Origin of the sequence: Aeromonas sp. ASNIH2 (genome assembly GCF_002934795.1) — a bacterium.
Lineage (GTDB): Bacteria > Pseudomonadota > Gammaproteobacteria > Enterobacterales > Aeromonadaceae > Aeromonas > Aeromonas caviae.
In genome coordinates, this window is record NZ_CP026406.1 from 2109534 (window position 1) to 2132280 (window position 22747).

The window sequence follows — 22747 nt, forward strand, 5'->3', positions numbered from 1 at the left end:
TGTATGAAGTGGTTGTCTTTTTCTGTCATCGCCCTGCTCTCCCTGCCCGTTTGTGCCTCCCAGGTGGAGGTATTGCACTGGTGGACCTCCGGCGGCGAGGCCAGGGCCGTGGAAGTGCTCAAGTCCGAGTGGGCCGAACAGGGCAACCAGTGGAACGACTTCGCGGTACAGGGGGGGGGCGGCAAGAGCGCCATGACGGTGCTCAAGAGCCGGGCCCTGGCGGCAAACCCGCCAGAGGCGGCCCACCTCAAGGGGTTCGAGCTGCACGAGTGGGGCAGCCTGGGCTTTCTGCGCGATCTCACCCCCATGGCCGAGCACCTCGGCTGGTACCCTCAGCTGCCCCCCATGGTGCGCGACACACTCAGCCAGAACGGCGCCCTGATGGCGGTCCCCACCGGCATCCACCGGGTCAACTGGCTGTGGCTCAACCGCAAGGTATTCGAGCGACAGGGGCTCAAGCCCCCCACCGACTGGGCCCAGTTCGTGGCGGTGGCGGACAAGCTCAAGGAGCAGGGCATCACCCCCCTCGCCATCGGTAACGAACCCTGGCAGATCGCGGTGCTGTTCGAAACGGTGGCCCTCGGCGAAGGGGGCAAGACCTTCTATCGCAAGGCCTTCCTCGAACAGGACAGCGCCACCCTGACCGGCCCCGACATGGTGCGGGTGCTGACTCGCTTTCAGCAGTTGCGCGCCTATGTGCCCGAGAAATACGCCGGCCTGAAATGGCACCAGGCCACCAACCTGCTGGAGAGCGGCGGCGCCGCCATGCAGGTGATGGGGGACTGGGTGAAAGGCGAGCTGAGTGCAGGCAACTACCGCCCCGGCGAGGATATCGAGTGCCTGCCAAGCCCGGGCAGCCAGGGGCTGTTCAGCTACAACCTCGACTCCATCGCCATGTTCAAGCAGCGGGATCCCGCCCAGTTGCAGGCCCAGGGCGAGCTGGCCAGGCTGTTGATGACGCCGCGCTTTCAGGAGGAGTTCAACCGGGTGAAGGGCTCCATCCCGGCGCTCATCAAGCCGGACATGAGCAAGTTCGATCGCTGCGCCATCCGCTCCTATCAGGATTTCCTCCACGCCGAGCAACAGGACAACCTGCTGCCCAGCATGGCGGAGGGGATGGCGGTGCCCACCAACATGCGCCAGGGGATCATGGATGTGCTGAGCAGCTTCTTCAACGACGCCAGGGCCAACCCCGAGCAGACGGCGCAGCAGCTGGAACGCGCCATGCGCTCGACCCGTTCCGGCGCGGAGCAGAAATGACAAAGGCGGACATCGTCCGCCTTTGAGTGCCGAGAGCCAGGCTCTCAGGAGGGATCGTTCTCGTCCTCATCCTCGTCGTAGTAGTCGCTGAGCTCGATCCAGAGCCCCAGCCCTATCATCACCATGGAGCCGAACCAGGTACCGGTATTACCGATCGGGCTGCCCAGCACTATCATGGCGAACGACAAGAACCCCATGCCTGCGTAGGCTTGCAATCTGCCGTAGGAGACCTGCATATTCACACCTCCTTGTTGAATATGGTTCAATTTTTATATTACTCATCGAGCGAAGCCTGGGTAGAGCCGGTTCACATTTTGGTAGCATATGCTGCATAACCGCCCCGTGGTTTGATTATTTTTTCGCCGTGAGTATCATTGCTGGCCGAATTGGTTGAAGGTTGATTATTGATGAGTGCTTTATTCTGCGACGCAACGCACGAGTTGGACGCAATCGGGCTTCGTTGCCCCGAACCCGTGACGATAGCGCGCAAGAAGGTGCGGCTGAAGGTTGATTATTCATGAGTACTGAATTCTGCAATGCGACCCACGAGCTGGACGCAATCGGGCTTCGTTGCCCCGAACCCGTGATGATGGTTCGCAAGAAAGTGCGGCTGATGGCGGATGGGGAGACCCTGCTGGTCAGCGCCGACGACCCCTCCACCACCCGCGACATTCCCAGCTTCTGCCGCTTCATGGACCACACCCTGGTCGCCAGCGAGACAGAGCAGGCCCCCTATCGCTATCTGATCCGCAAGGGTCAATAACCCTGTACCGGAGCAAACATGACAACCATTACCCGTATCGGGACCACCCAGCGCTGGTCTGATGTGGTCATCCACAACGGCACCCTCTACGTGGTGGAAGTGCCCGCCACCGACACCGCCGACATCCACCAGCAGACCCGTGAAGTGCTGGAAAGCCTGCAGCGTCTGCTGGAAGCCAACGGTTCCGGCGTCGACAGGATCCTGATGGCCAACATCTATCTCAAGGACATTGAAGACATCGCCGCCTTCAACGCCCAGTGGGACGCCTGGATCCCTGCGGGTACAGCCCCGGTCAGAGCCTGCGTACAGGCCCGTCTCGCCCACGAAGGCTACAAGGTGGAAGCGCAGCTGACTGCGGCTGTCTAAACAAAGCGGGATGCCTGGCTCCCCTGATGCCGACACAGCCCCCGTTCGCGCCTGTGTACAGGCCCGTCTCGCCCACGAAGGCTACAGGGTGGAAGTACAGCTGACTGCCGCTGTCTAATCAAAACGGGATGCCTGTCTCCCCTGATGCCGACACAGCCCCCGTGCGCGTCTGCGTGCAGGCCCGTCTCGCCCACGAAGGCTACAGGGTGGAAGTACAGCTCACTGCCGCTGTCTAAACAAAGCGGGATGCCTGGCTCCCCTGATGCCGACACAGCCCCGGTCCGCGCCTGCGTACAGGCCCGCCTCGCCCACGAAGGCTACAAGGTGGAAGTGCAGCTGACTGCGGCTGTCTAAGAGGCGGTTATCCCCTCATCCCCGACCCTTCTCCCGCAAGGGGAGAAGGGAGCAAAGAACAAGGCGCCACTGCCCACAACGCCGGATAGCAAAAGGCCCCGCCATCACTGGCGGGGCCTTTTTCATGACTGCAACGCAGGCCGCTTAGGCGGTCGGGGTCAGGGTGATGGTTACCCGACGGTTCTGGGCCTTGCCTTCGGCGGTGCTGTTGCTGGCCACCGGCTGATCCGGACCCACACCGCTGATGGCAATGCGGCTGCCGGACACGCCCTGGCCGATCAGCTGGGCGGCGACGGCATCGGCGCGATCCCGGGAGAGCTTCATGTTCAGCTCGCGGGAGCCGGTGCTGTCGGTGTGGCCGACCACGTTCAGACGGGTCTTGTCGAACTCGGCAACCACCAGGGCCACGCCGGACAGGGTGTTGGCACCGGCGGCTTTCAGCTGGGCGCTGGAGCTGTCGAAGGTGACGTTGTTCGGCATGTTGAGGATCAGCTGATCACCGTTGCGGGTCACGCTGACGCCGGTGCCTTGCAGCTTCTCGCGCAGCTTGGCTTCTTGCACATCCATGTAGTAACCGATACCGCCACCCAGGGCCGCACCGGCGGCGACGCCAGTCAGGATGCCCTTTTTGCGGTCGCCCTTGCTGGAGGAGAGCGCCCCCACGGCTGCGCCGGTCGCCGCACCCGCCAACGCGCCCCAGGCGCCCTTGGAGGTCTGGGATTCACCGGTATAAGGGTTGGTGGTACAGCCAGTGATGGCGACGGTCAGGGCAAGTGCAGGAACCAGTTTCTTGAAATGCATGAAAAAACCTCTGAAAAAGAACGACTCTAGCCGATGGTCGCGCATTCTAACCCAGAGAGGCGCCAGAGTGTGACGCGCGCATTGCGAAGATGGGCAGGGGGGCAACATGCCCCCCTGCCCCTAGTGACTTACCCGGTGCAGGCCATCTTCGGACGGGCCCGCATCAATATTTGATATCCCGGGCCTTGTCTCGCCCCTCCTGCTTGTTGTCACGATGCTCCTGGCGGCAGTCGGCATTGCCCACCCCCCCCTCACGACACGCCTGTTTCGCGTCACGGGACTCCTGACGGGTATCCTGACGCACATCGCGGGCGTCACGGCGCTCCTGGGCCTGCTTGGTGGCCTGTGCAGGCAGGGCGGCCAGCAAGGCGGTGGCGGCAAGCAGCGCCAATACAGACTTCTTCATGATGGCTCCTTCGCCAGACAACCTGAACCGGTCCGGCGTCTTTCAATGATAGGGGAGGGGCAGGATCCCGGTAGCGCAACCTCGGCCCTCGGGGACGTCGTCTGTGCAGCCTCGGACCTTCTTGCACAGGGCCGGCTTCCCCTCGTGTTTGCCCTGACGAGCAACATCATCCCCGGGGTACAGCCGATCAGGCTCAGACAACCGGGGAAGAGAGGGCGGCGGCGCTCAGTGACACGGGATTCCCTCGTGATGACGATCCCGATGGTGAACCCGTGTGACTGTATCCCGGCTGTACCGAGGGGCGAAAAGGCCCCAGGCCCGGTGCAACGGAACATGCTCCCGGGGTCTGGAGTGGTTGCCCCCCATATGCGGGTTGTCTCATAAGAGCCCATGGCCCCAGAGTGGGTGACATTTCTCACGGAGCCATGACCATGTCGTCCCTTTCCCGCCCCGCGCTGCTCATCATCGACATCCAGGTGGGCCTCCTTCACGGCCCGGAAGCCCCCCATGCCGGGGCCGAGACCCTGGCCAACATCAATCGCCTGAGCCAGGCGGCCCGCAGTGCCGCTCTCCCTGTGCTGGCGGTGCGCCACACGGGCCCGGCCGGCAGCCCCATCGCCGCCGGCAGTCCGTTCTGGCAGCTTGCGCCTGAGCTGGTCGTCGGCGAGGCCGATCGGGTGTTCGACAAGCAGCGCCCCAGCGCCTTCCATGGCACCGGTCTCGATGGCTGGCTAAAAGAGGACGGCGTGCAGACCCTGATCGTCACCGGCATGAAGACCCAGTACTGCATCGACACCACCTGCCGGGCGGCGGCAGATCTCGGCTACACCGTAGTGCTGGTGAGCGATGCCCATACCTGCATGGACACGCCGCAACTGACCGCCCCCCAGATCATCGCCCATCACAACGCCACCCTGGCCGGCCCCTTCGTGCGGCTGATGAGCAGCGACGAGGTGTGCGAGGCGCTCGGTCGCCCCCTTGAGCCCTGCTGATTCAGAGCAAAAAAGAAGGGAGGCTTGAGCCTCCCTTCTTCGTGCATTTCCCCTTCACGTCGCCGCTGCTTGCTGGCACTCGGCGTGGCAAGGGCAGGTCACCAGATGATCGTTCACCATGCCCACCGCCTGCATGAAGGCGTAGCAGATGGTGCTGCCGACGAAGGTGAAGCCGCGCTTCTTGAGGGCCTTGGACATGGCATCCGACTCTGGTGAGGTCGCCGGAATGTCGCCGTTGCCCTGACGCTGGTTGACGATGGGGGCGCCGCCCACGAAGCCCCACAGATAATCGACGAAGTCGATGCCTTCCGCCTCCAGCGCCAGATAGGCGCGGGCATTTTTGATGATCGATTGCACCTTGAGCCGGTTGCGGATGATGCCGCTGTCCTGCATCAGCCGTTCCACATCCTGCTCGTCGAACTGCACGATGCGCACCGGATCAAAATCCGCATAGGCGCGATGGTAGCTCTCGGTGCGCTTGAGGATGGTGATCCACGACAGCCCCGCCTGTTGACCGTCGAGGCAGAGCTTGGCAAACAACTCGCGGGCGTCATACACCGGCCTGCCCCACTGCTTGTCATGGTATTCGATGTATTCCGGGTCTCTGGTCACCCAGGCGCAACGCAGTTCCATTTCCTCTCCCCTGTTTTTCATCGGCCATCGGCAGGCCGCTTGTGTCGGCGACATCATAGGGCAAGCGGCAACATAGCCCCACTAATCCCCTGTAATTTCGCCTATTATCCGACCATGCCAGACGGTATACTCCCTCGGTTCACATTCAGCAAATCTTGCTCTGATTTCATTTCGCGCGAAAAACACTATGCAAAAATTCGATGTCAAAACCTTTCAGGGCCTGATCCTGCAGTTGCAGGACTATTGGTCCCGCCAGGGCTGTACCATCATTCAGCCGCTGGATATGGAAGTGGGTGCCGGTACCTCCCACCCCATGACCTGCCTGCGCGCCCTGGGCCCGGAGCCCATCGCCTGCGCCTACGTACAACCGTCCCGCCGTCCGACTGACGGCCGCTACGGTGAAAACCCGAACCGCCTGCAGCACTACTACCAGTTCCAGGTGATCATCAAGCCCTCCCCCGACAACATTCAGGAACTCTATCTGGGCTCCCTGAAAGAGCTGGGCATGGATCCCGAGATCCATGACATCCGCTTCGTGGAAGACAACTGGGAAAACCCGACGCTGGGTGCCTGGGGTCTGGGCTGGGAAGTGTGGCTGAACGGCATGGAAGTGACCCAGTTCACCTACTTCCAGCAGGTTGGCGGCCTCGAATGCAAGCCGGTCACCGGCGAGATCACCTACGGTCTCGAGCGTCTGGCCATGTACATCCAGGGCGTCGACAGCGTCTACGACCTGGTCTGGTCTGACGGCCCGCTGGGCAAGACCACCTACGGCGACGTGTTCCACCAGAACGAAGTGGAGCAATCCACCTACAACTTCGAACACGCCGATGTGGAGTTCCTGTTCCACTGCTTCGAGCAGTACGAGAAGGAAGCCCAGAATCTGCTGGCACTGGAAAAACCGCTGCCGCTGCCTGCCTACGAGCGCATCCTGAAAGCCGCTCACTCCTTCAACCTGCTGGATGCCCGCAAGGCCATCTCGGTCACCGAGCGTCAGCGCTACATCCTGCGCATTCGCACCCTGACCAAGGCCGTGGCAGAGGCATACTACGCCTCCCGCGAAGCGCTGGGCTTCCCGATGTGCCAACGTGGCAGCAACGAGAACAAGCAAGGTTAAGGAACGGACATGGCACAACATACATTTCTGGTAGAGATCGGTACTGCTGAGCTGCCGCCCAAAGCCCTGCGCTCCCTGGCCGAAGCCTTTGCCGACAACTTCAAAGCCGAACTGACCAAGGCCGATCTGGCCTTCGGCGACGTCGAGTGGTTTGCCTCACCGCGCCGTCTGGCGCTGAAAGTGAGCGAGCTGGCTGGCGAACAGCCGAGCAAGAGCGTCGAGAAGCGCGGCCCGGCCGTGGCTCAGGCGTTCGATGCCGAAGGCAAGCCGACCAAGGCTGCCGAAGGCTGGGCCCGTGGCAACGGCATCACCGTTGAGCAGGCCGAGCGTCTGGTCACCGACAAGGGCGAGTGGCTGGTTCACACCGCCAAGGTCGAAGGCCGTCCGGCCGTCGATCTGCTGGGCGAACTGGTCGCCTCCGCACTGGCCAAGCTGCCGATCCCGAAAATGATGCGCTGGGGCGACAAGACCATCCAGTTCGTGCGTCCGGTCTTTACCGTGACCCTGCTGCTGGATGGGGATCTGGTGCCCGCCCACATTCTGGGTATCGACTCTGCCCGCACCCTTCGCGGTCACCGCTTTATGGGCGAGAGCGAGTTCACCATCGACAACGCCAGCCAGTACCCGCAGATCCTGCAGGAGCGCGGCATGGTGATTGCCGACTTCATGGCACGCAAGGCCAAGATCAAGGCTGACGCCGAAGCGGCCGCTGCCGCCTTCGGTGGCGTGGCCGATCTGGACGACGCCCTGCTGGAAGAAGTGACCGCACTGGTCGAGTGGCCGGTGGTGCTGACCGCCAACTTCGAAGAGAAGTTCCTGGCCGTGCCGGCTGAAGCGCTGGTGCACACCATGAAGGGTGACCAGAAGTACTTCCCGGTCTACGACAAGAACGGCAAGCTGCTGCCGAAGTTCATCTTCGTCACCAACATCGAGTCCAAAGACCCGAGCCAGATCATCAGCGGCAACGAGAAGGTGGTTCGCCCCCGTCTCTCTGATGCCGAGTTCTTCTTCAAGACCGACCTCAAGCAGACCCTGGCCTCCCGCCTGCCGCGCCTTGAAACCGTGCTGTTCCAGCAACAGCTGGGCACCGTCAAGGCCAAGGTCGAGCGCATCGAGACCGTCGCCGGCTTTATCGCCGAGCGTATCGGCGCCGACGTGGCTCAGGCCAAGCGTGCCGGTCTGCTCTCCAAGTGTGATCTCATGACCAACATGGTCGGCGAGTTCACCGACACCCAGGGTGTCATGGGGATGCACTACGCCCGTCACGATGGCGAAGACGAAGCAGTGGCCGTGGCCCTCAACGAGCAGTACATGCCGCGCTTTGCCGGCGATGCCCTGCCGTCCGGTCTGGTTGCCTGCGCCGTCGCGCTGGCCGACAAGTTCGACACCCTGGCCGGTATCTTCGGCATCGGCATGCTGCCGAAGGGTGACAAGGACCCGTTCGCCCTGCGTCGCGCCGCCATCGGTGCCCTGCGCATCATGACCGAGAAGCAGCTGGATCTGGATCTGGTTGAACTGGTTGAAGAAGCGGTACGCGTCTACGGCGACAAGCTGACCAACAAAACCGTCGTCACCGACGTGGTCGACTTTATGCTGGGTCGCTTCCGTGCCGCCTATCAGGACGAAGGCATCGGTGCCGACGTGGTGCTGGCCGTGCTGGCCCGCCGCCCGACCCGTCCGCTCGACTTCGATCGCCGGGTCAAGGCCGTCAGCCACTTCCGCACGCTGGATGCCGCACTGGCACTGGCTGCCGCCAACAAGCGCGTGAGCAACATTTTGGCCAAGGTCGAAGGCGAATTGCCGACTGCCGTCAAACCGGAACTGCTGGTCGATGCCGCCGAGAAGGCGCTGGCCACCCAGGTTGCCGAACTGCAAGCCGAACTGGCCCCGCTGTTCGCCGCCGGTGACTATCAGGCTGCCCTCACCCGTCTGGCCGCCCTGCGCGAGCCGGTCGATACCTTCTTCAACGAAGTGATGGTGATGGCCGACGACGAAGCCCTCAAGGCCAACCGTCTGGCACTGCTGAACAACCTGCGCAACCTCTTCCTGCAAGTCGCGGATATCTCCCTGCTGCAGTGATGTTGGGTTAGTGATATAAAAAACGGCGCCGTAAGGCGCTGTTTTCATTTATATTTCTTCTCAAAGCTATCATTATCAAACTATAATATATAAATATTTAAAGGAGGCTAACGTGCAAACTACAGATTGTATATTAAAGTCTTTTGAAGAAAATCAACATATATATATGTCACTTGAAAAAATGACAGCAAGTCTAATTTCAAGCTTACTTCAGAATCACTCGTTTCATATTCACTCAATATCAAGCAGAACAAAAACCATTGATAGTTTCAAAGAGAAAACATCACGGCCAGATAAAAATTACGATCAATTGAAAGATATAACAGACATTGTTGGAATAAGAATAACAACGTATTTCTCTGATGAATTAGACAAAGTTTCAGAGTTAATTAAATCACAGTTCAAGGTTGATTTAGAGAACTCAATTGATAAAAGAAAATCCCTTGAACCTGATAAATTTGGGTACATGTCCCTTCATCTGGTCGCTGAGCATAACAACATAAGGACTAATCTTCCAGAATATAGTTTATTTGCTGACATGAAATTTGAAGTACAGATAAGATCTATATTGCAACATGCTTGGGCAGAGATAGAACATGACTTAGGGTATAAGTCTGAAATTGAAATACCAAATATTGTTAAAAGAAAATTCTCAAGACTCTCTGGTTTATTAGAACTTGTAGATGATGAGTTTGTATCTATCAAAAACATTATTTCTGAGTATATCAAGGTTTTGCCAAACAAACTTTCAGAAAAACCTGCAGAAATAACTATCGACATTGACTCTCTAAAAGCTTCTATCTTGAATACCCAAGACGTGATAAGAATAGAGAATCAAATGAGAGATGTATTTGACTGCCCGATTTTTGAACCAAGATCAGATACTCTATCAATGAACCTAGATCGTTTGAAAATACTTAATATAGAAACCATTGAACAACTATCAGGTATTTATGAATCTCATAAGGAAGATATTGCGCGAATTCAACTTCGAAGTGCGACACTCGCCTATGCCGCCTGACAGTACTCTTCGAATACCTTGACAGGCTGCCTGAATCCGAGACATTTCCGAGGTCGTAGGTTGAGCCACTGCTCCGCTCTCCTGACATCCTCGTCCGTGAGGTGTCCTGACAAGATCGGACAGTCCCGGATCAAGCAGCCTGAGCAGTTCTCCAATACCTCTTGTTAAACTCCGCCGGGCTGACATTGCCAAGTCGTGAATGCCGACGCTGGCGGTTGTAAAAAATCTCTATGTATTCCTGAATCGCTGCCTTGGCCTCCGCTCTCGTCTCGAATCTATGGTGGTGAACCAGTTCATTTTTAAGAGACCCCCAGAAGCTTTCTATCGGGGCATTGTCGAAGCAGTTCCCCTTGCGTGACATGGAGGTCTGCATGCCAAATTGTACCTGGAGAGCCCGGTAAGCCTTGGCACAGTACTGACTGCCCCGGTCTGTGTGATGAATAAGCCCAACGGGTGGCCTCTTCTGCTGCACAGCCCGAAACAGCGCCTGACTGACCAACCCGGTGGTCATTCGCTCTCCCATCGCATAACCCACTATCTCACAGGTAAACACATCCTTGAGACCAGCCAGATAAAGCCAGCCTTCGTCGGTGGCGATATAGGTGATATCACCGGTCCAGACTTCGTTGGGCTTCGTCGGCGCAAAGACCTGACCAAGGAGATTCTCCGCCACGGGCAGGGAATGAGCAGAATGGGTTGTCGCCTTGAATTTGCGCTTTTGTTTGCAAGACAACCCCATTTCACGGCGCAATCGTCCAATCCGGTCCCGCCCAGCGTAAAATCCTTCGGCGGCCAACTCAGCTTGTAAACGCGCTGCGCCATAGGTCTGGCGCGTCTTGCTGTGAGCAGCCCGAATGGCGACCTTGAGTCGTTCATCTTCTTGTTGGCGCTGTGACGGTGGACGGTGGCGCCAGTGGTAGAAGCCCGCACGAGAGACCTCCAGCACACGACAGATAACGGAAATGGGATAGAGGTGCATATTCCCACGCATGGCGATCGCTCAATAACATTCATGCCGATCACGTAATAACATCCATGCCGATCACTCAATAACATCCCACGCCGATCACTTTTTACCCTCGATGGGAAACCATGATCGGCATCCATGTTATTGGTGACTTTTTCTCCCCGCTTCGTTAAACCCGCACTTTCCCATCTGCTCCAACAGAGGAACGTGCATGTCTGCGAGGCCTATCACTGTGAGAAAACTCAAAGAAATTCTTCGCCTTAAATATCAGGCTCAACTGGCTCATCGGCAGATCGCCCTCAGCCTGCATATCTCTCCTAGCACCGTATCCTATTACCTCAACCGGGCGGCTCAACTGGGTATCATGACCTGGCCCCTGTCTGAGTCCTGGGATGATGTCTCCCTGGAGCGCGCATTTCTCAAGACCTGCTCTGTCCATAAAACTCAGCACAAACCCACTCCCAACTGGGCCTTGTTGCATCAGGAACTCAAAAAACCAGGTCAAAAAGGCGTGACCCTCGAGCTGCTATGGCAGGAGTACGCCGAGCGCCATCCAGGCTCCCACTACAGCTACAACCACTTCTGTCGGCTCTATAAAGAGTGGGCGGCGCTGCTGCAACCCTCGATGCGGCAGACCCATATTGCGGGCGAAAAACTCTTTGTCGACTACTGCGGCCAGACCATGCCCATTGTCGATCCGCATACCGGCGAGATCCTTTACCGGGCCCAGATCTTTGTCGCCGTGCTGGGGGCCTCCAACTACACCTTTGCCGAGGCCACCCGCTCCCAGCAGCTCGATGACTGGGTGATGAGCCACAAGCGCGCTTTCGAGTTCTTTGGCGGTGTGCCGCAATTGGTGGTACCTGATTGCCTCAAGAGTGCCGTCAGCGTGGCGCGCAATACCGATCCGGATCTCAACCCTACCTACCAGATGCTGGCGGCCCATTTCGGTACGGCGATCATGCCCGCGCGGCCCCGCAAGCCGAAGGATAAGTCCAAGGCGGAGGTGGGCGTGCAGATCGTCACCCGCTGGATCCTGGCGGTGCTGCGTCATGAAACCTTCCATAGCCTGGCCCAGCTCAATCAGCGAATGGGTGAACTGCTGACCCGGCTCAACCAGAAATCCTTCCAGAAGCTGCCTGGCTGCCGTGCCTCACTGTTTGCCGAGCTCGATGCACCGGCGCTCAAGCCGTTGCCGGATTATCCCTATCACTACACCAAAGTAGTGCCGGTGCTGGTTGGTAAGGACTACCACGTCGATCTGGAAAAGCACTATTACTCAGTGCCCTATGCCTTGCAGGGCAAGCGGCTGGAGGCGCATCTGGCCGAGCATACCGTCACGCTGTACCACGCGGGCAAGATCGTGGCCGAACACCAGCGGAGTCATCACAAAGGCCAGCACAGCAGCCTGCGTGAACACATGCCCGCGCATCATCAGGCACTGCTGGAGTGGTCGCCAGAGCGACTGCTTGGCTGGGCGGCGTCCATCGGCCCCTACACCTGCATATTCCGGCTGATCATGAACACCGATTCCGGTTCAACGTGAACACCATTTCCGGACCAATGTGAACGCTCATTCCGGTTCAACCTGAACACTTTGCCCCTCCTTTCCGGAAACAGTGTTCAACATCCCGGAATCACTGTTCACATTCACCGGAATCATCCTTAACGCATTGATTTAACAACCTTTGATACGCTCTCCCTTTTGCCAGGGAAGAGCCTATGTCTGCCAAGAGGATTGCAATGCGTAAAATTCGTGAAGTGCTGCGACTGCGGCTGGAGGCTGACCTCTCTGTTCGCCAGATAAGTTGCTGCACCAAGGTCAGCGTTGGCTCCATCCAGAAACTCCTCAAAAGTGCCCAGGCGCTCGGCCTGACCTGGCCCTTGCCCACCGAGCTTGATGATGCCCGACTGGCTGCCCTGTTCTATCCGCAGGCCGATACCACCATCTCGGCCCGCCATGTCGTGCCGGATTGGCCCTCTGTCCATCAGGAGCTCAAGCGCAAGGGGGTCTCCAAACAACTGCTCTGGGAGGAATACACCCAGCGCTATCCCAATAGCTGTTACAGCTACTCCCAGTTCTGCGACCGTTACAAGTCCTGGTGTCAGTTGCAAAAACGCTCCATGCGCCAGATCCACAAGGCGGGGGAAAAGCTCTTTATCGACTACTGCGGGCCCACGGTGCCCATCGTCTCGCCCTCCACGAGTGAGATCCGTCAGGCCCAGATCTTTGTCGCCGTGCTTGGTGCGTCCAACTACACCTTTGCCGAGGCCACCTGGTCACAGTCACTGCCGGACTGGCTGCAAAGCCATGTCCGTGCCTTTGAGTTTTTCGGCGGGACCCCGGCACTCCTGATCCCCGACAATCTCAAGAGCGGTGTCAGCAAGGCTTGCCGTTACGATCCCGAGCTAAACCCCAGCTACCAGCAGTTGGCCGAGCACTATCAGGTGGCAGTGATGCCAGCTCGCCCTTATAAGCCTAAGGATAAAGCCAAGGCTGAAGTGGGAGTGCAGATCGTCGAGCGCTGGATCCTGGCTCGTCTACGCCATCAGACCTTCTTCTCGCTTGCCGAACTCAACCAGTGCATCCGGGCTTTGTTGAATGAGCTCAACGAGCGCCCGTTCAAGCAGCTGCCCGGTAACCGACGCGAGGCGTTTGAGCAGTTGGACCGCCCGGCACTGGGGTCACTACCGGTGCATCCCTATCGCTATGTCGCCATCAAAACGGTCAAGGTCAACATCGACTATCACGTCAGCTATGAGCAGCACCATTACTCGGTGCCGCACCAGTATGTGGGTCAGCAACTGGAGCTCCATGCGGGCGATACCCTGCTTCAGGTCTATCACCAGCAACAGCTGGTCGCGAGCCATCCACGTAAAACCATCCCGGGGATGAGCACGCTCCCTGAGCACATGCCGGAACGTCACAGCAAGCAGCAACGCTGGACGCCAGGGCGTCTTAAGCAGTGGGCTGCTGACATCGGACCGGGCACCTTGTGCTGGGTTAGCGAACGGCTGGAAGAAAAAGCCCATGCCGAGCAGGCATACCGACTCTGCCTGGGTCTACTGAGTCTTAGTCGAGAGTATCCGCCATCACGGGTCGAGGCTTGCTGCCAGTTGGCTAACCGGGAAGGACTGGTGCGGCTCAAGCAGCTCAAGTCGGTGCTGACCAGTGGCCGCGACCAACTGCCCGCAAGCCCGCTGAGCTACCCAGAGTTACCGCAAGAGCACGAGAACATCCGTGGCCCCCAGAGCTTCCACTAAAGAGGATACGCCCCATGACCCAACAAACCCTGACCCGCCTGAGAAACCTGAAACTGACCGGCATGGCGGATGCCGTGCAACAACAACTTGAACAGGCGAGTACCTACGAAGGGCTGCCCTTCATCGAGCGGCTAAGCCTGCTGGTCGAACACGAACAACTGAGCAGGGAGCAGCGTAAGCAAGCTCGGCTGGTCAAGCAGGCAAGGCTCAAACTCCAGGCCACGGTGCAGGAGCTGGACTACCAGTCAGCACGCAACCTAGAGCGGTCACAGGTAGCAAACCTGGCCCAAGGAGAGTGGCTGCGCCGGGGCCAGAACCTGCTCATTACCGGCCCCTGTGGCTGTGGAAAAACCTACCTGGCTTGTGCGCTGGGCTACCAAGCCTGTCAGCAAGGGCATAGCACTCGTTACTACCGGCTGCCGCGTCTGCTACTTGAGCTGAGCCAGGCCAAGGTAGATGGCAGTTACGCCAGGCTGCTGGGTCAACTGGCAAGGATAGAGCTGTTGATCCTGGATGACTGGGGACTAGAAGCGGTGAATGCCGAGCAGCGCAACGCCCTGCTGGAGATCATGGATGATCGGTACGGGAAATACTCGACGGTAGTGGTCAGTCAGCTGCCAACGGAAGAGTGGTACGCGAGCTTGGGGGACAACACTCTGGCAGATGCGATCCTGGACCGGCTGATGCACAACGCTCACCGGCTGTCACTGAAGGGAGAATCGATGAGAAAGAGGAGAAGTGAGTTGACCCAATCTGAACACTCGAGTTAGAAACGGGGTGACGTGAGCGCGTTAAGGATCAGGGTGTTCACGTTGGCCGGAATGGCTGTTCAACTTCGCCGGAATACGCAACACCACGCATTGGGTGGATGGCTTTATCCGGCAGGCAGAGCATTCGACGCAAGCGGTGCGCCCTTGCCTGGCCTTGCTGGGGCAGAGCAAAACCTATGGCAAGGAGCGGCTGGAAGCGGCCTGCCTCCGGGGGCACCTGACCGGCGCCAACCGGCTGCACAACATCCGCAGCATGCTCAAGCATGGCCTGGAGGAGCAACAACTCATTGCCAACGAGCGACAGGATCCGCTGCAAGACATCCGTCATGACAATGTCCATGGCGAGCACTACTTCCACTAACCCCACGGATCAGGAGAAGCCGATGCAATTACACCTCGATGAACAACTAAGCCGCCTGCACTTGAGCGGCATGAAACAGGCTCTGAACCAGCAGCAGGCCCAGAGCATGCTGTACCTGGATATGGGTTTTGAAGAGCGGCTGCAACTATTACTGAGCCATGAGCTGGTGCAGCGGGAGCAGAGGAAAACCAACCGCCTGGAGAAGCAAGCCCGGTTCCGGCTAGCCGGACAGGTGGAGCAGCTCGACTATCGGGCGGGTCGAGGCGTGAGCAAAGCGCAGATCCGCCAACTGCTGGAAGGACACTGGCTGAGTCATCAACAAAACCTGCTGCTAACGGGCGCGGCAGGCTGTGGCAAGAGTTACCTGGCGTGTGCCCTGGGCCGTTACTTTATCCGGCAAGGAGTGGGCGTGCGGTATTACCGGCTGAAAACCCTACTTGAAGAGATGCGACTGGCCCAAGCGGATGGCAGCTATCCGAAACTGCTGGAGCGGGTAAGCAACATAGGGGTACTGATCCTGGATGACTGGGGCATGGAGATGCTGGACGCGAGCGAACGCAGCAACCTGCTGGAGATCATCGATACCCGCTACGGCAACGTCTCAACGATAGTGGCGAGCCAATTGCCGGTGGAGAAGTGGTACGGGATGATCGGAGAGGCAACCTTCGCCGAGGCGATCTTGGACCGACTGATCCACAGAGCGGTGCGCGTGACCTTAACGGGAGAATCGATGAGAAAACAGGGCGCCAACTTGACCGATGCCGATCAGGCGGAGTAAAAGGAAGACGCTATAAACGCGGGCAGAAAAAAAGTGATCGGCATGATGTTATTGGCTGATCGACATGATGTTATTAGCCAAGAGGTCCTGTTGGTTGGCTATCCACGCGTACTTGGCAGTGACTCCTGAGCAAAGTACGCGGCGGCCTTTTTTATGATGTCGCGCTCCATGTTGGCTTGTGCGAGAGCTTTGCGTAGCCGGGCCACTTCAGCCTCCAGCTCGGCGACAGAACGCGCTCCGGGAATGGCCGATGTATCCTTTCCTCCTTTGGCTGCGACCACCCAGTTGCTCAGTGTGCCTTTGGCAATACCCAACCTTCTGGCGGCTTCAGCTTGGCCAAGGCCTTGCTCCAACACCAGTCGAACCGCCTCTGCCCGAAACTCTGGTGAATAGTGTTCTCTCGATTTCATTCAATACCCCCGATTGTCTCATCGTAACAATCGGGACTGTCTGTGAAAATCAGGATACCTCAATCCAGGGATAACCGGGCAAACAGACGGATGGAGGCGATTTCGTACAGAGCATCTTCCATCGCGCCATCGCTCAGGTTGTACCAATGCTGCATGCAGTGAATGCGTAGCATGGTTTCCAGCGGATAAGGTCGCCGGCCATTACCAGCCTTGGGATAAAACGGCTCGATGACTTCCACCATGTTTTGCCATGGCAGAATCTGCTCCATGCGGGACAAGAAAATCTCTTTTCTGGTCTGACGGCGCTTACTGCTGAATTCACTGTCGGCGAAGGTGAGCTGATGACTCATGATGAACCCTTTTTCATGGCTCCAGATGACAAACATGATCTCATATCAGGGACTTGTTCGCACCTTCCCTAGTCGATTCATTATTTCAACGACTGGTGATTTGGCATACTTATAGTCATACACCAAGTGGCTACTATGCCAGTGGCGATTCACTGTGGACTAACCATGTTAGGCTTACTCTATCTTCCTTTCGAGTCTTTTAAACAAGTTTCTGACCTTTTCGACCAATTACATTATCCATATTTTCTATATACTTACTAAATCGGAAAGATGAGAAAATAAAAGGGATATGGCATGAGAAATTTAATGAAACTTGGTGGTGTGCTAATGATGGCTGTTATATTAATGTTTATTACAGTTAAGTCATATGCCGACCAAAGTGAGTGTAAAAATTCGGAGTTTTTTATGAATGAAAACAATAGTAAGACAATAGTTCAACGTTTCAATAAGGAAGTAATTGTTGATTTAAATAGAAAATCCTTCGATGAATTAATGTCTACGGACTTCATCAATCACTCTGCTGCCTCTGGCACTGATAATGGTCCAAACAGCATGTGGAATACATTTAGTAACGTTCTGCACCCAGCAATTAGCAATCTCAACGTCGAAATACTCGATCAAATCGTTGAGGGTGATAAAGTGGTGACACGTAAGAGAATTACTGGCCGTCATACAGGAAGTCTTATGGGCATTGAAGCCACAGGGCGAGATGTAAGTATTGATGTCATTGACATAATACGAGTTAAAAATGGACAATACGCAGAACACTGGGGGTTAAATACTTTTGGTGCGGTGATACAAGAGTTAAAATCTGCTGAAAACTAAACGAATAATTTACCAGCTATTATTCAAAGTCTTCAAAATTATCCCACGACGTTGTTTTTATGCGTGGGATGCCCCCATTCCTAGGGAAGGTGCGAATAAGTACCCTATGTGCCAAAACTAAAAAGTTTAGCCATTTAATATCAATAATTTAGAATGGTGTGTTTTTGTGCCAAGTGACTTGTTAGCACCTTCCCTAGAAAAGCAGTAATCTGTTTAGATCTGAAAGCTGTTACTACTAACCACAATCACTTGGCTTATTTCAAAACGAAAGCAATCTGTTGTTACTTACGTCAAGAGTTCGGAGGCATTCCTATATGTTCACGAGGACTGACACCAAAATGCTTCTTGTAAGCATGACTAAAGCTTGAATATTCACTATAGCCAAGCTGTGAGTATACTTCAGCTAATGGCACTTTATGCTCACATATAAGCTTTTGAGCGTATGTCATTTTTTTATTATTCAACCATTTTCTTGGTGGCTGATTAAATATGCTAATAAAGGTTCGTTTGAATGTAGATAAGCTCATGTTGCATAAAAAAGCCAACTCTTGTAAAGAGAGATTAGAGTACATGTTACTTTGAATGACTTGGCTCAATGCAACTTCTGAGCGAGATCGGCTATGTACACTGCAAAAAAACGACTGTAATCCCTCTATCTGAGTTGTTTCTAGATACCCAAAAAGTTCTAATAATTTGGCCCATTTTACGGTTGAACTTATAGGGCCGCTGGTTAACAAGAGCCTAAGTGATCGAGCATAATGCCGGATGAAATCATCCTGATTAAAAATTTGGCATGGGGAAGGTCGATTAGATTTACGGGGAAACTCAACGTTTGACAATAATTTTTCTAGCGTTTCATTTTTAATGTAAATAACAATGCTGCTGAAAGGATTATTATCCGGAATAACCTCGGAGGTCATTAAATTTCCAGAATTCAACATTACAAGTTGATTTTTTTTGACCGATACACTCAACTCCGGAGTCAACACAGTTTTCTCTCCAGATAATAATATGTTCACCATGACTCTGTTTAGCTGAATTTTATTCTTATTAGATGCTTCCTTAGTGACATAATGACGGATAATAATATCCTCATTGCATTGTGACTCCGTAAGCAAATCTTCCGGTAGGTTATATATCATCATCTTGTCCAAAATAGATCGCCTGATTTCCTATAGTGGATTCGAGGCTCAATAAGTTTAAGCTATTTTCCCATACATAAAGTAATTCATAAACTTACAAATTAGCAAAGGCGCCAAAATGGATATGTCCAGAAACGTGTTTCTAGACTAGCCCCCTGAATCTCCAGACAGTTGGTATCACTTAAGTTAGGGAAGGTGCGAATAAGCGGGGAAATTCTTCTCGGCTGACGCAGTCATTTCATTTCTTCATGTTTGAGCCGATTTTTTCTCCCGTAAATGCCTTGAATCAGCCTATTTAGACCGTTTCTTCGCCATTTAAGGCGCTATTCCCAGTTTTTAGTGAGATCTCTCCCACTGACGTATCATTTGGTCCGCCCGAAACAGGTTGGCCAGCGTGAATAACATCGCCAGTTGGTTATCGTTTTTCAGCAACCCCTTGTATCTGGCTTTCACGAAGCCGAACTGTCGCTTGATGATGCGAAATGGGTGCTCCACCTTGGCCCGGATGCTGGCTTTCATGTATTCGATGTTGATGGCCGTTTTGTTCTTTCGTGGATGCTGTTTCAAGGTTCTTACCTTGCCGGGGCGCTCGGCGATCAGCCAGTCCACATCCACCTCGGCCAGCTCCTCGCGCTGTGGCGCCCCTTGGTAGCCGGCATCGGCTGAGACAAATTGCTCCTCTCCATGCAGCAGATTACCCAGCTGATTGAGGTCATGCTCGTTGGCCGCGGTGGTGACTAGGCTGTGGGTCAGGCCACTCTTGGCATCGACACCAATGTGGGCCTTCATGCCAAAGTGCCACTGATTGCCTGGATTTGACCCCATAGGTCCAGACACTTTTTCCCGCTTAGGGTTGTGATACCCGACTGCGCAGAAATTCCCGTGGTGAACGGTATCCCAAGGCGCTGTGCGGGTGGTGCTCGTTATAATGCTCAAACGCGATAGCCAAATTGCCTACCGCTGTTCGGCTATCCGGTTTTGGCATCATCTCGATATAGTCTCGCTTCATCGTCTTCACGAAGCTTTCCGCTATACCGTTACTCTGTGGGCTTCTCACTGCTGTCGTTCTGGGCTCCAACCCGATTTCTCGTGCAAACGCGCGGGTCTCATGGGCTCGATACGCCGAGCCATTATCAGTCAGCCACTCCACCGGTGATGCCGGCAACGAATCCCCAAAGCGACGTTCGACAGACCTCAGCATGACATCTTGCACAGTGTCACTATCGTAACCCCCAGTACTGGCCGCCCAGTCCAACGCTTCCCTATCGCAGCAATCCATGGCGAACGTGACACGTAGTTTTTCACCGTTATCGCAGCGAAACTCGAAGCCATCTGAGCACCACCGTCGATTGCTCTCCTTGACGGCAACACGCCCCTTATGTGCCTGCTGGGCCAATGGTGCAGCTGGTTTTCTTTCCAGCAGCAAGCCATGCTCGCGCATGACGCGATATACCCGCTTAGCGTTTACCACAGGTTGTTCTGTTGCCTCAGACTGACGCCGTAACAGCGCCCAGACCCGGCGATAGCCATAGGAGGGAAGCTCTGCCATCGCCTCCATGATACGGCCAAGTAAGGCTGCATCATCACGCTGGCGATGATGACGACCATCTTGCCAACCCGGTTTTCGATGAACACGAACGGATAGCTGCGCACGCGATACATTAAGAGCCTGGCTCACAGCACTTAATCGTCGTCCCCCGGCAACAAGGGCGCATGCGCAATCCATTTTTTTGCTCGACCATACTCCACGGCTTCTTTGAGGATCTCGTTCTCCATGGTCTTCTTCCCGAGCAGACGCTGAAGCTCTCGGATCTGCTTGATGGCAGCAGCCAACTCGGAAGCAGGAACAACATCCTCACCGGCGGTGATCGCCGTGAGAGACCCTTCTTGGAATTGCTTACGCCATTTGAAAAGCTGGTTTGCGTTGACGTCGTGCAAGCGAGCAACATGAGAGACGGTCATCCCGGGCTCAAAGGTCTGCTGCACGATGGCGATCTTTTCTTGTGGAGTCCGGCGTCGACGGCGCTCGGCCCCTGGTAACACTTCGACCATCTTCTCGTTGTGACTAGTACTGAACATAGCTCCAAGACTACCTCTTAAGTTAAGAGGGGCGAAGTGTCTGGATCTTCAAGGGGCCAATCTATTGCCTTTCTTGGTCTGATGCATCTGCGGATCGCGTTGCTGCTCTTTGTTCTTGGTCGAGCTGGGAGCCTCAATGATGGTGGCATCGACCAAGGTGCCTTGAGTCATCATGACGCCTGCTTCGGCCAGCCAGCGATTGATGGTCTTGAACAATTGGCGGGCCAGTTGATGCTGCTCCAGCAGGTGGCGGAAATTCATGATGGTGGTGCGGTCCGGCAAGGCGCTATCCAGGGATAACCGGGCAAACAGACGCATGGAGGCGATTTCGTACAGAGCATCTTCCATCGCGCCATCGCTCAGGTTGTACCAATGCTGCATGCAGTGAATGCGTAACATGGTTTCCAGCGGATAAGGTCGCCGGCCATTACCAGCCTTGGGGTAAAACGGCTCGATGACTTCCACCATGTTTTGCCATGGCAGAATCTGCTCCATGCGGGACAAGAAAATCTCTTTTCTGGTCTGACGGCGCTTACTGCTGAATTCACTGTCGGCGAAGGTAAGTTGATGACTCATGATGAACCCTTTTTCATGGCTCCAGATGACAAACATGATCTCATATCAGGGACTTGTTCGCACCTTCCCTTGTCCAGCAATTTCTTCAAACAAGTTGTAAGGCTGGGACTGCAAGATCAACTGACTCGCAGTCTGATCAACTTCAATATGAAGAATGGATATGCTCCCGAGAGTGGATACTATGAATTCAGCGGCACAACCGAAATTCATATAAAGCCACGGGACTTCAGCGTATCCATCTTGTCTTCGGAGGGCGTCAGCAATCCTTACAGGGAGGGGCAGGTCGGAAAAGACATTCTGAGCTTCTCATACAATATCTCTGATAGCGGCCCCATCAGTGCCGATATGCTGGAAATTTCTATTTCACAGGACAGGGGGTCGCCTTATCGGGGATATTGCACTTTCTATCCGGCAGGCACCTTCGCACCTGAACAGGCCGTCCCCATCCCTACCAGGCTGGTATTCGATTCGGTGGCTCATGGAGCGGGTTCACGGCACGCCATTCGCTGCGATCGCACACCGGTGGATATTCGCACCCTCGGAATACAGGACAATCAACCACCACAGGAGTGGAATGATCCCGTCAACGGCCAGGGCATCACCCGGTTTTACAAGCTGGCGCTGGAATTCGACCTGACCGATCCCATGGTGCAGCGCACCATGGGCGACGAGATGTGGGAAGGCGAGGTGGAACAAAGCGGCACCATCACCATCAAGGGGACCTGGCGCTGACCATGGAGTACAACATGCATCGTCTACTTTGGCCCTTGCTGGGCGGCTTGCTGGCCTCACAGGCCGCCGCCCTCGACATCGGCGCCATGACTCTTGCCATGGCGCCAGAGCAGGAGTTCATTACCAGAACCCTGACCAACAACAGTGCTTCACCCAAGCTGTACGACATACAGATGGAAAAAATCAGCGACCCCACGGCCAGAGGCAGGACACTGCCCACCGTCCCCGGTGAGCTGCTGTTTGCCCCCAGGCGCTTCACCCTGCACGCCAGACATGCCCAGAACGTCAAGTTCTACTACAAGGGGCCCGCCGATGACCATGAGCGTTACTACCGCATCACCTTCACCGAGTCACCGGCAGCCCAGGTGGATGAAGGCAGCCAGACGCAGCACCGGGGAACCGTCGAGGTGAAACTGGCCCTGCAGTCCATCCTGGTGGTGCGCCCGCGTCAGTCACGTTTTGCATACCAGCTGGACCCGGTACAGAGCGCCATCACCAATACCGGCAACACCTATTTCGAGTTCATGGTGAAACGGGGCTGCCAGCAGGCGGACAGCGAGGCGGACAGCAAGTACCTGCTGCCCGGGGAGACCTACCACAATCCCGGGATCAATCAACCGGGCAACCAGAAGCTCATCGTCTACCAGTCCCGCTTCATCCCCGTGGGCAAGGATTGCTGGCCAGACTAGGTGCCCGACACG

General features: G+C 55.9%; 19 protein-coding genes and 10 pseudogenes. 17 read left to right on the plus strand and 12 right to left on the minus strand.

All coding sequences use genetic code 11. The features are described 5' to 3' along the window. Window positions 1–3: 3 nt before the first annotated feature. Window positions 4–1260, plus strand: a complete 1257-nt coding sequence (locus C3F36_RS09825; RefSeq protein WP_039041362.1) for an ABC transporter substrate-binding protein — start codon at window positions 4–6, stop codon at window positions 1258–1260. Between the two features lie 44 nt (window positions 1261–1304). Here the strand turns inward: C3F36_RS09825 and C3F36_RS09830 are convergent, their stop codons facing one another. Continuing rightward, complete coding sequence (locus C3F36_RS09830; protein ID WP_010672410.1) at window positions 1305–1496, minus strand: hypothetical protein; 192 nt, start codon at window positions 1494–1496, stop codon at window positions 1305–1307. Window positions 1497–1777: 281 nt separating this feature from the next. On the opposite strand from C3F36_RS09830, the gene tusA reads away from it, so the two are divergent. The 4 genes and pseudogenes from tusA to C3F36_RS09855 form a co-directional block, all read left to right on the plus strand. Further along, window positions 1778–2023, plus strand: a complete 246-nt coding sequence (tusA, locus tag C3F36_RS09835) for a sulfurtransferase TusA (RefSeq protein ID WP_041214136.1) — start codon at window positions 1778–1780, stop codon at window positions 2021–2023. A gap of 18 nt (window positions 2024–2041) precedes the next feature. Beyond that, window positions 2042–2389: a RidA family protein gene (locus tag C3F36_RS09840; RefSeq protein ID WP_104454993.1), complete on the plus strand. Its 348-nt coding sequence runs from the start codon at window positions 2042–2044 to the stop codon at window positions 2387–2389. A 28-nt stretch (window positions 2390–2417) separates the two neighbouring features. Beyond that, window positions 2418–2507, plus strand: a pseudogene (locus C3F36_RS09845) (endoribonuclease L-PSP); the annotation flags it as partial. Window positions 2508–2653: 146 nt separating this feature from the next. Beyond that, window positions 2654–2743 (plus strand): annotated as a pseudogene (locus C3F36_RS09855) (endoribonuclease L-PSP); the annotation flags it as partial. A 144-nt stretch (window positions 2744–2887) separates the two neighbouring features. On the opposite strand, the gene C3F36_RS09860 reads toward C3F36_RS09855, so the two are convergent. Both C3F36_RS09860 and C3F36_RS09865 read right to left on the minus strand, forming a co-directional pair. After that, entirely contained in the window at window positions 2888–3544 is a 657-nt protein-coding gene (locus C3F36_RS09860) for an OmpA family lipoprotein (RefSeq protein ID WP_010672405.1), read from the minus strand. A gap of 163 nt (window positions 3545–3707) precedes the next feature. After that, window positions 3708–3950: a hypothetical protein gene (locus C3F36_RS09865; protein ID WP_052814725.1), complete on the minus strand. Its 243-nt coding sequence runs from the start codon at window positions 3948–3950 to the stop codon at window positions 3708–3710. 431 nt (window positions 3951–4381) lie between these two features. On the opposite strand from C3F36_RS09865, the gene C3F36_RS09870 reads away from it, so the two are divergent. Further along, on the plus strand, window positions 4382–4942 hold the full coding sequence (locus C3F36_RS09870; RefSeq protein WP_080989849.1) for a cysteine hydrolase family protein: 561 nt from the start codon (window positions 4382–4384) through the stop codon (window positions 4940–4942). A gap of 54 nt (window positions 4943–4996) precedes the next feature. Here the strand turns inward: C3F36_RS09870 and C3F36_RS09875 are convergent, their stop codons facing one another. After that, on the minus strand, window positions 4997–5575 hold the full coding sequence (locus tag C3F36_RS09875; RefSeq protein ID WP_052814731.1) for a DNA-3-methyladenine glycosylase I: 579 nt from the start codon (window positions 5573–5575) through the stop codon (window positions 4997–4999). 187 nt (window positions 5576–5762) lie between these two features. Between C3F36_RS09875 and glyQ the strand changes: the two genes are divergently transcribed. The 3 genes from glyQ to C3F36_RS09890 all read left to right on the plus strand — a co-directional run bounded on the left by glyQ (window position 5763) and on the right by C3F36_RS09890 (window position 9792). Next, window positions 5763–6692 carry a glycine--tRNA ligase subunit alpha gene (gene glyQ / locus C3F36_RS09880; protein ID WP_010672400.1) on the plus strand — a complete coding sequence of 310 codons (930 nt, stop codon included), beginning with the start codon at window positions 5763–5765 and terminating at the stop codon, window positions 6690–6692. Between the two features lie 9 nt (window positions 6693–6701). Then, window positions 6702–8771, plus strand: coding sequence for a glycine--tRNA ligase subunit beta (gene glyS, locus C3F36_RS09885; protein ID WP_104454995.1), 2070 nt, complete (start codon window positions 6702–6704; stop codon window positions 8769–8771). A gap of 112 nt (window positions 8772–8883) precedes the next feature. Next, window positions 8884–9792: a GTP pyrophosphokinase gene (locus C3F36_RS09890; protein WP_104454996.1), complete on the plus strand. Its 909-nt coding sequence runs from the start codon at window positions 8884–8886 to the stop codon at window positions 9790–9792. Here C3F36_RS09890 and C3F36_RS09895 read toward each other — a convergent pair. Both C3F36_RS09895 and C3F36_RS09900 read right to left on the minus strand, forming a co-directional pair. Beyond that, window positions 9780–9893, minus strand: a pseudogene (locus C3F36_RS09895) (IS30 family transposase); the annotation flags it as partial. The gene C3F36_RS09890 and the pseudogene C3F36_RS09895 overlap by 13 nt on opposite strands. A gap of 29 nt (window positions 9894–9922) precedes the next feature. Beyond that, window positions 9923–10762 (minus strand): annotated as a pseudogene (locus C3F36_RS09900) (IS3-like element ISAeme20 family transposase); the annotation flags it as partial. Window positions 10763–10970: 208 nt separating this feature from the next. Between C3F36_RS09900 and istA (C3F36_RS09905) the strand changes: the two are divergent. The 5 genes and pseudogenes from istA (C3F36_RS09905) to istB (C3F36_RS09925) form a co-directional block, all read left to right on the plus strand. After that, window positions 10971–12260 (plus strand): annotated as a pseudogene (gene istA / locus C3F36_RS09905) (IS21-like element ISAs27 family transposase); the annotation flags it as partial. A 221-nt stretch (window positions 12261–12481) separates the two neighbouring features. Continuing rightward, entirely contained in the window at window positions 12482–14023 is a 1542-nt protein-coding gene (gene istA, locus C3F36_RS09910; RefSeq protein WP_104454439.1) for an IS21-like element ISAs29 family transposase, read from the plus strand. A gap of 14 nt (window positions 14024–14037) precedes the next feature. Further along, a complete protein-coding gene (gene istB / locus C3F36_RS09915; RefSeq protein ID WP_104454438.1) occupies window positions 14038–14793 on the plus strand; it encodes an IS21-like element ISAs29 family helper ATPase IstB in 756 nt (251 codons plus the stop codon). 82 nt (window positions 14794–14875) lie between these two features. Further along, window positions 14876–15154 (plus strand): annotated as a pseudogene (locus C3F36_RS09920) (IS21 family transposase); the annotation flags it as partial. Window positions 15155–15176: 22 nt separating this feature from the next. Continuing rightward, window positions 15177–15932 (plus strand): IS21-like element ISAs27 family helper ATPase IstB, encoded by a 756-nt coding sequence (istB, locus tag C3F36_RS09925; protein ID WP_043851824.1) that lies wholly within the window; start codon window positions 15177–15179, stop codon window positions 15930–15932. Between the two features lie 81 nt (window positions 15933–16013). Here the strand turns inward: istB (C3F36_RS09925) and C3F36_RS09930 are convergent. Then, window positions 16014–16342 (minus strand): annotated as a pseudogene (locus tag C3F36_RS09930) (transposase); the annotation flags it as partial. A 62-nt stretch (window positions 16343–16404) separates the two neighbouring features. Continuing rightward, window positions 16405–16692, minus strand: a pseudogene (locus C3F36_RS09935) (transposase); the annotation flags it as partial. Between the two features lie 294 nt (window positions 16693–16986). Between C3F36_RS09935 and C3F36_RS09945 the strand changes: the two are divergent. Then, complete coding sequence (locus tag C3F36_RS09945) at window positions 16987–17517, plus strand: ester cyclase (protein WP_199769688.1); 531 nt, start codon at window positions 16987–16989, stop codon at window positions 17515–17517. A gap of 290 nt (window positions 17518–17807) precedes the next feature. On the opposite strand, the gene C3F36_RS09950 is transcribed toward C3F36_RS09945, so the two are convergent. From C3F36_RS09950 to C3F36_RS09965, 4 genes and pseudogenes are all read right to left on the minus strand, one after another. Beyond that, window positions 17808–18662, minus strand: coding sequence for a helix-turn-helix domain-containing protein (locus C3F36_RS09950; RefSeq protein WP_233759751.1), 855 nt, complete (start codon window positions 18660–18662; stop codon window positions 17808–17810). Between the two features lie 333 nt (window positions 18663–18995). Continuing rightward, window positions 18996–19469, minus strand: a pseudogene (locus tag C3F36_RS09955) (IS5-like element IS5 family transposase); the annotation flags it as partial. A gap of 37 nt (window positions 19470–19506) precedes the next feature. Further along, window positions 19507–20711 (minus strand): IS3 family transposase gene (locus C3F36_RS09960; RefSeq protein ID WP_104456028.1). Its coding sequence is split into 2 segments (ribosomal slippage): window positions 19507–20393 and window positions 20393–20711, totalling 1206 coding nucleotides; the frame shifts between segments, so codons are not numbered across the junction. 87 nt (window positions 20712–20798) lie between these two features. After that, a pseudogene (locus tag C3F36_RS09965) lies at window positions 20799–21314 on the minus strand (IS5-like element IS5B family transposase); the annotation flags it as partial. Between C3F36_RS09965 and C3F36_RS09970 the strand changes: the two are divergent. Continuing rightward, window positions 21306–22046 carry a hypothetical protein gene (locus C3F36_RS09970; protein WP_233759737.1) on the plus strand — a complete coding sequence of 247 codons (741 nt, stop codon included), beginning with the start codon at window positions 21306–21308 and terminating at the stop codon, window positions 22044–22046. The pseudogene C3F36_RS09965 and the gene C3F36_RS09970 sit on opposite strands and share 9 nt — an antisense overlap. A gap of 14 nt (window positions 22047–22060) precedes the next feature. Further along, window positions 22061–22735, plus strand: a complete 675-nt coding sequence (locus C3F36_RS09975; RefSeq protein WP_233759738.1) for a fimbria/pilus periplasmic chaperone — start codon at window positions 22061–22063, stop codon at window positions 22733–22735. Window positions 22736–22747: the final 12 nt, after the last annotated feature.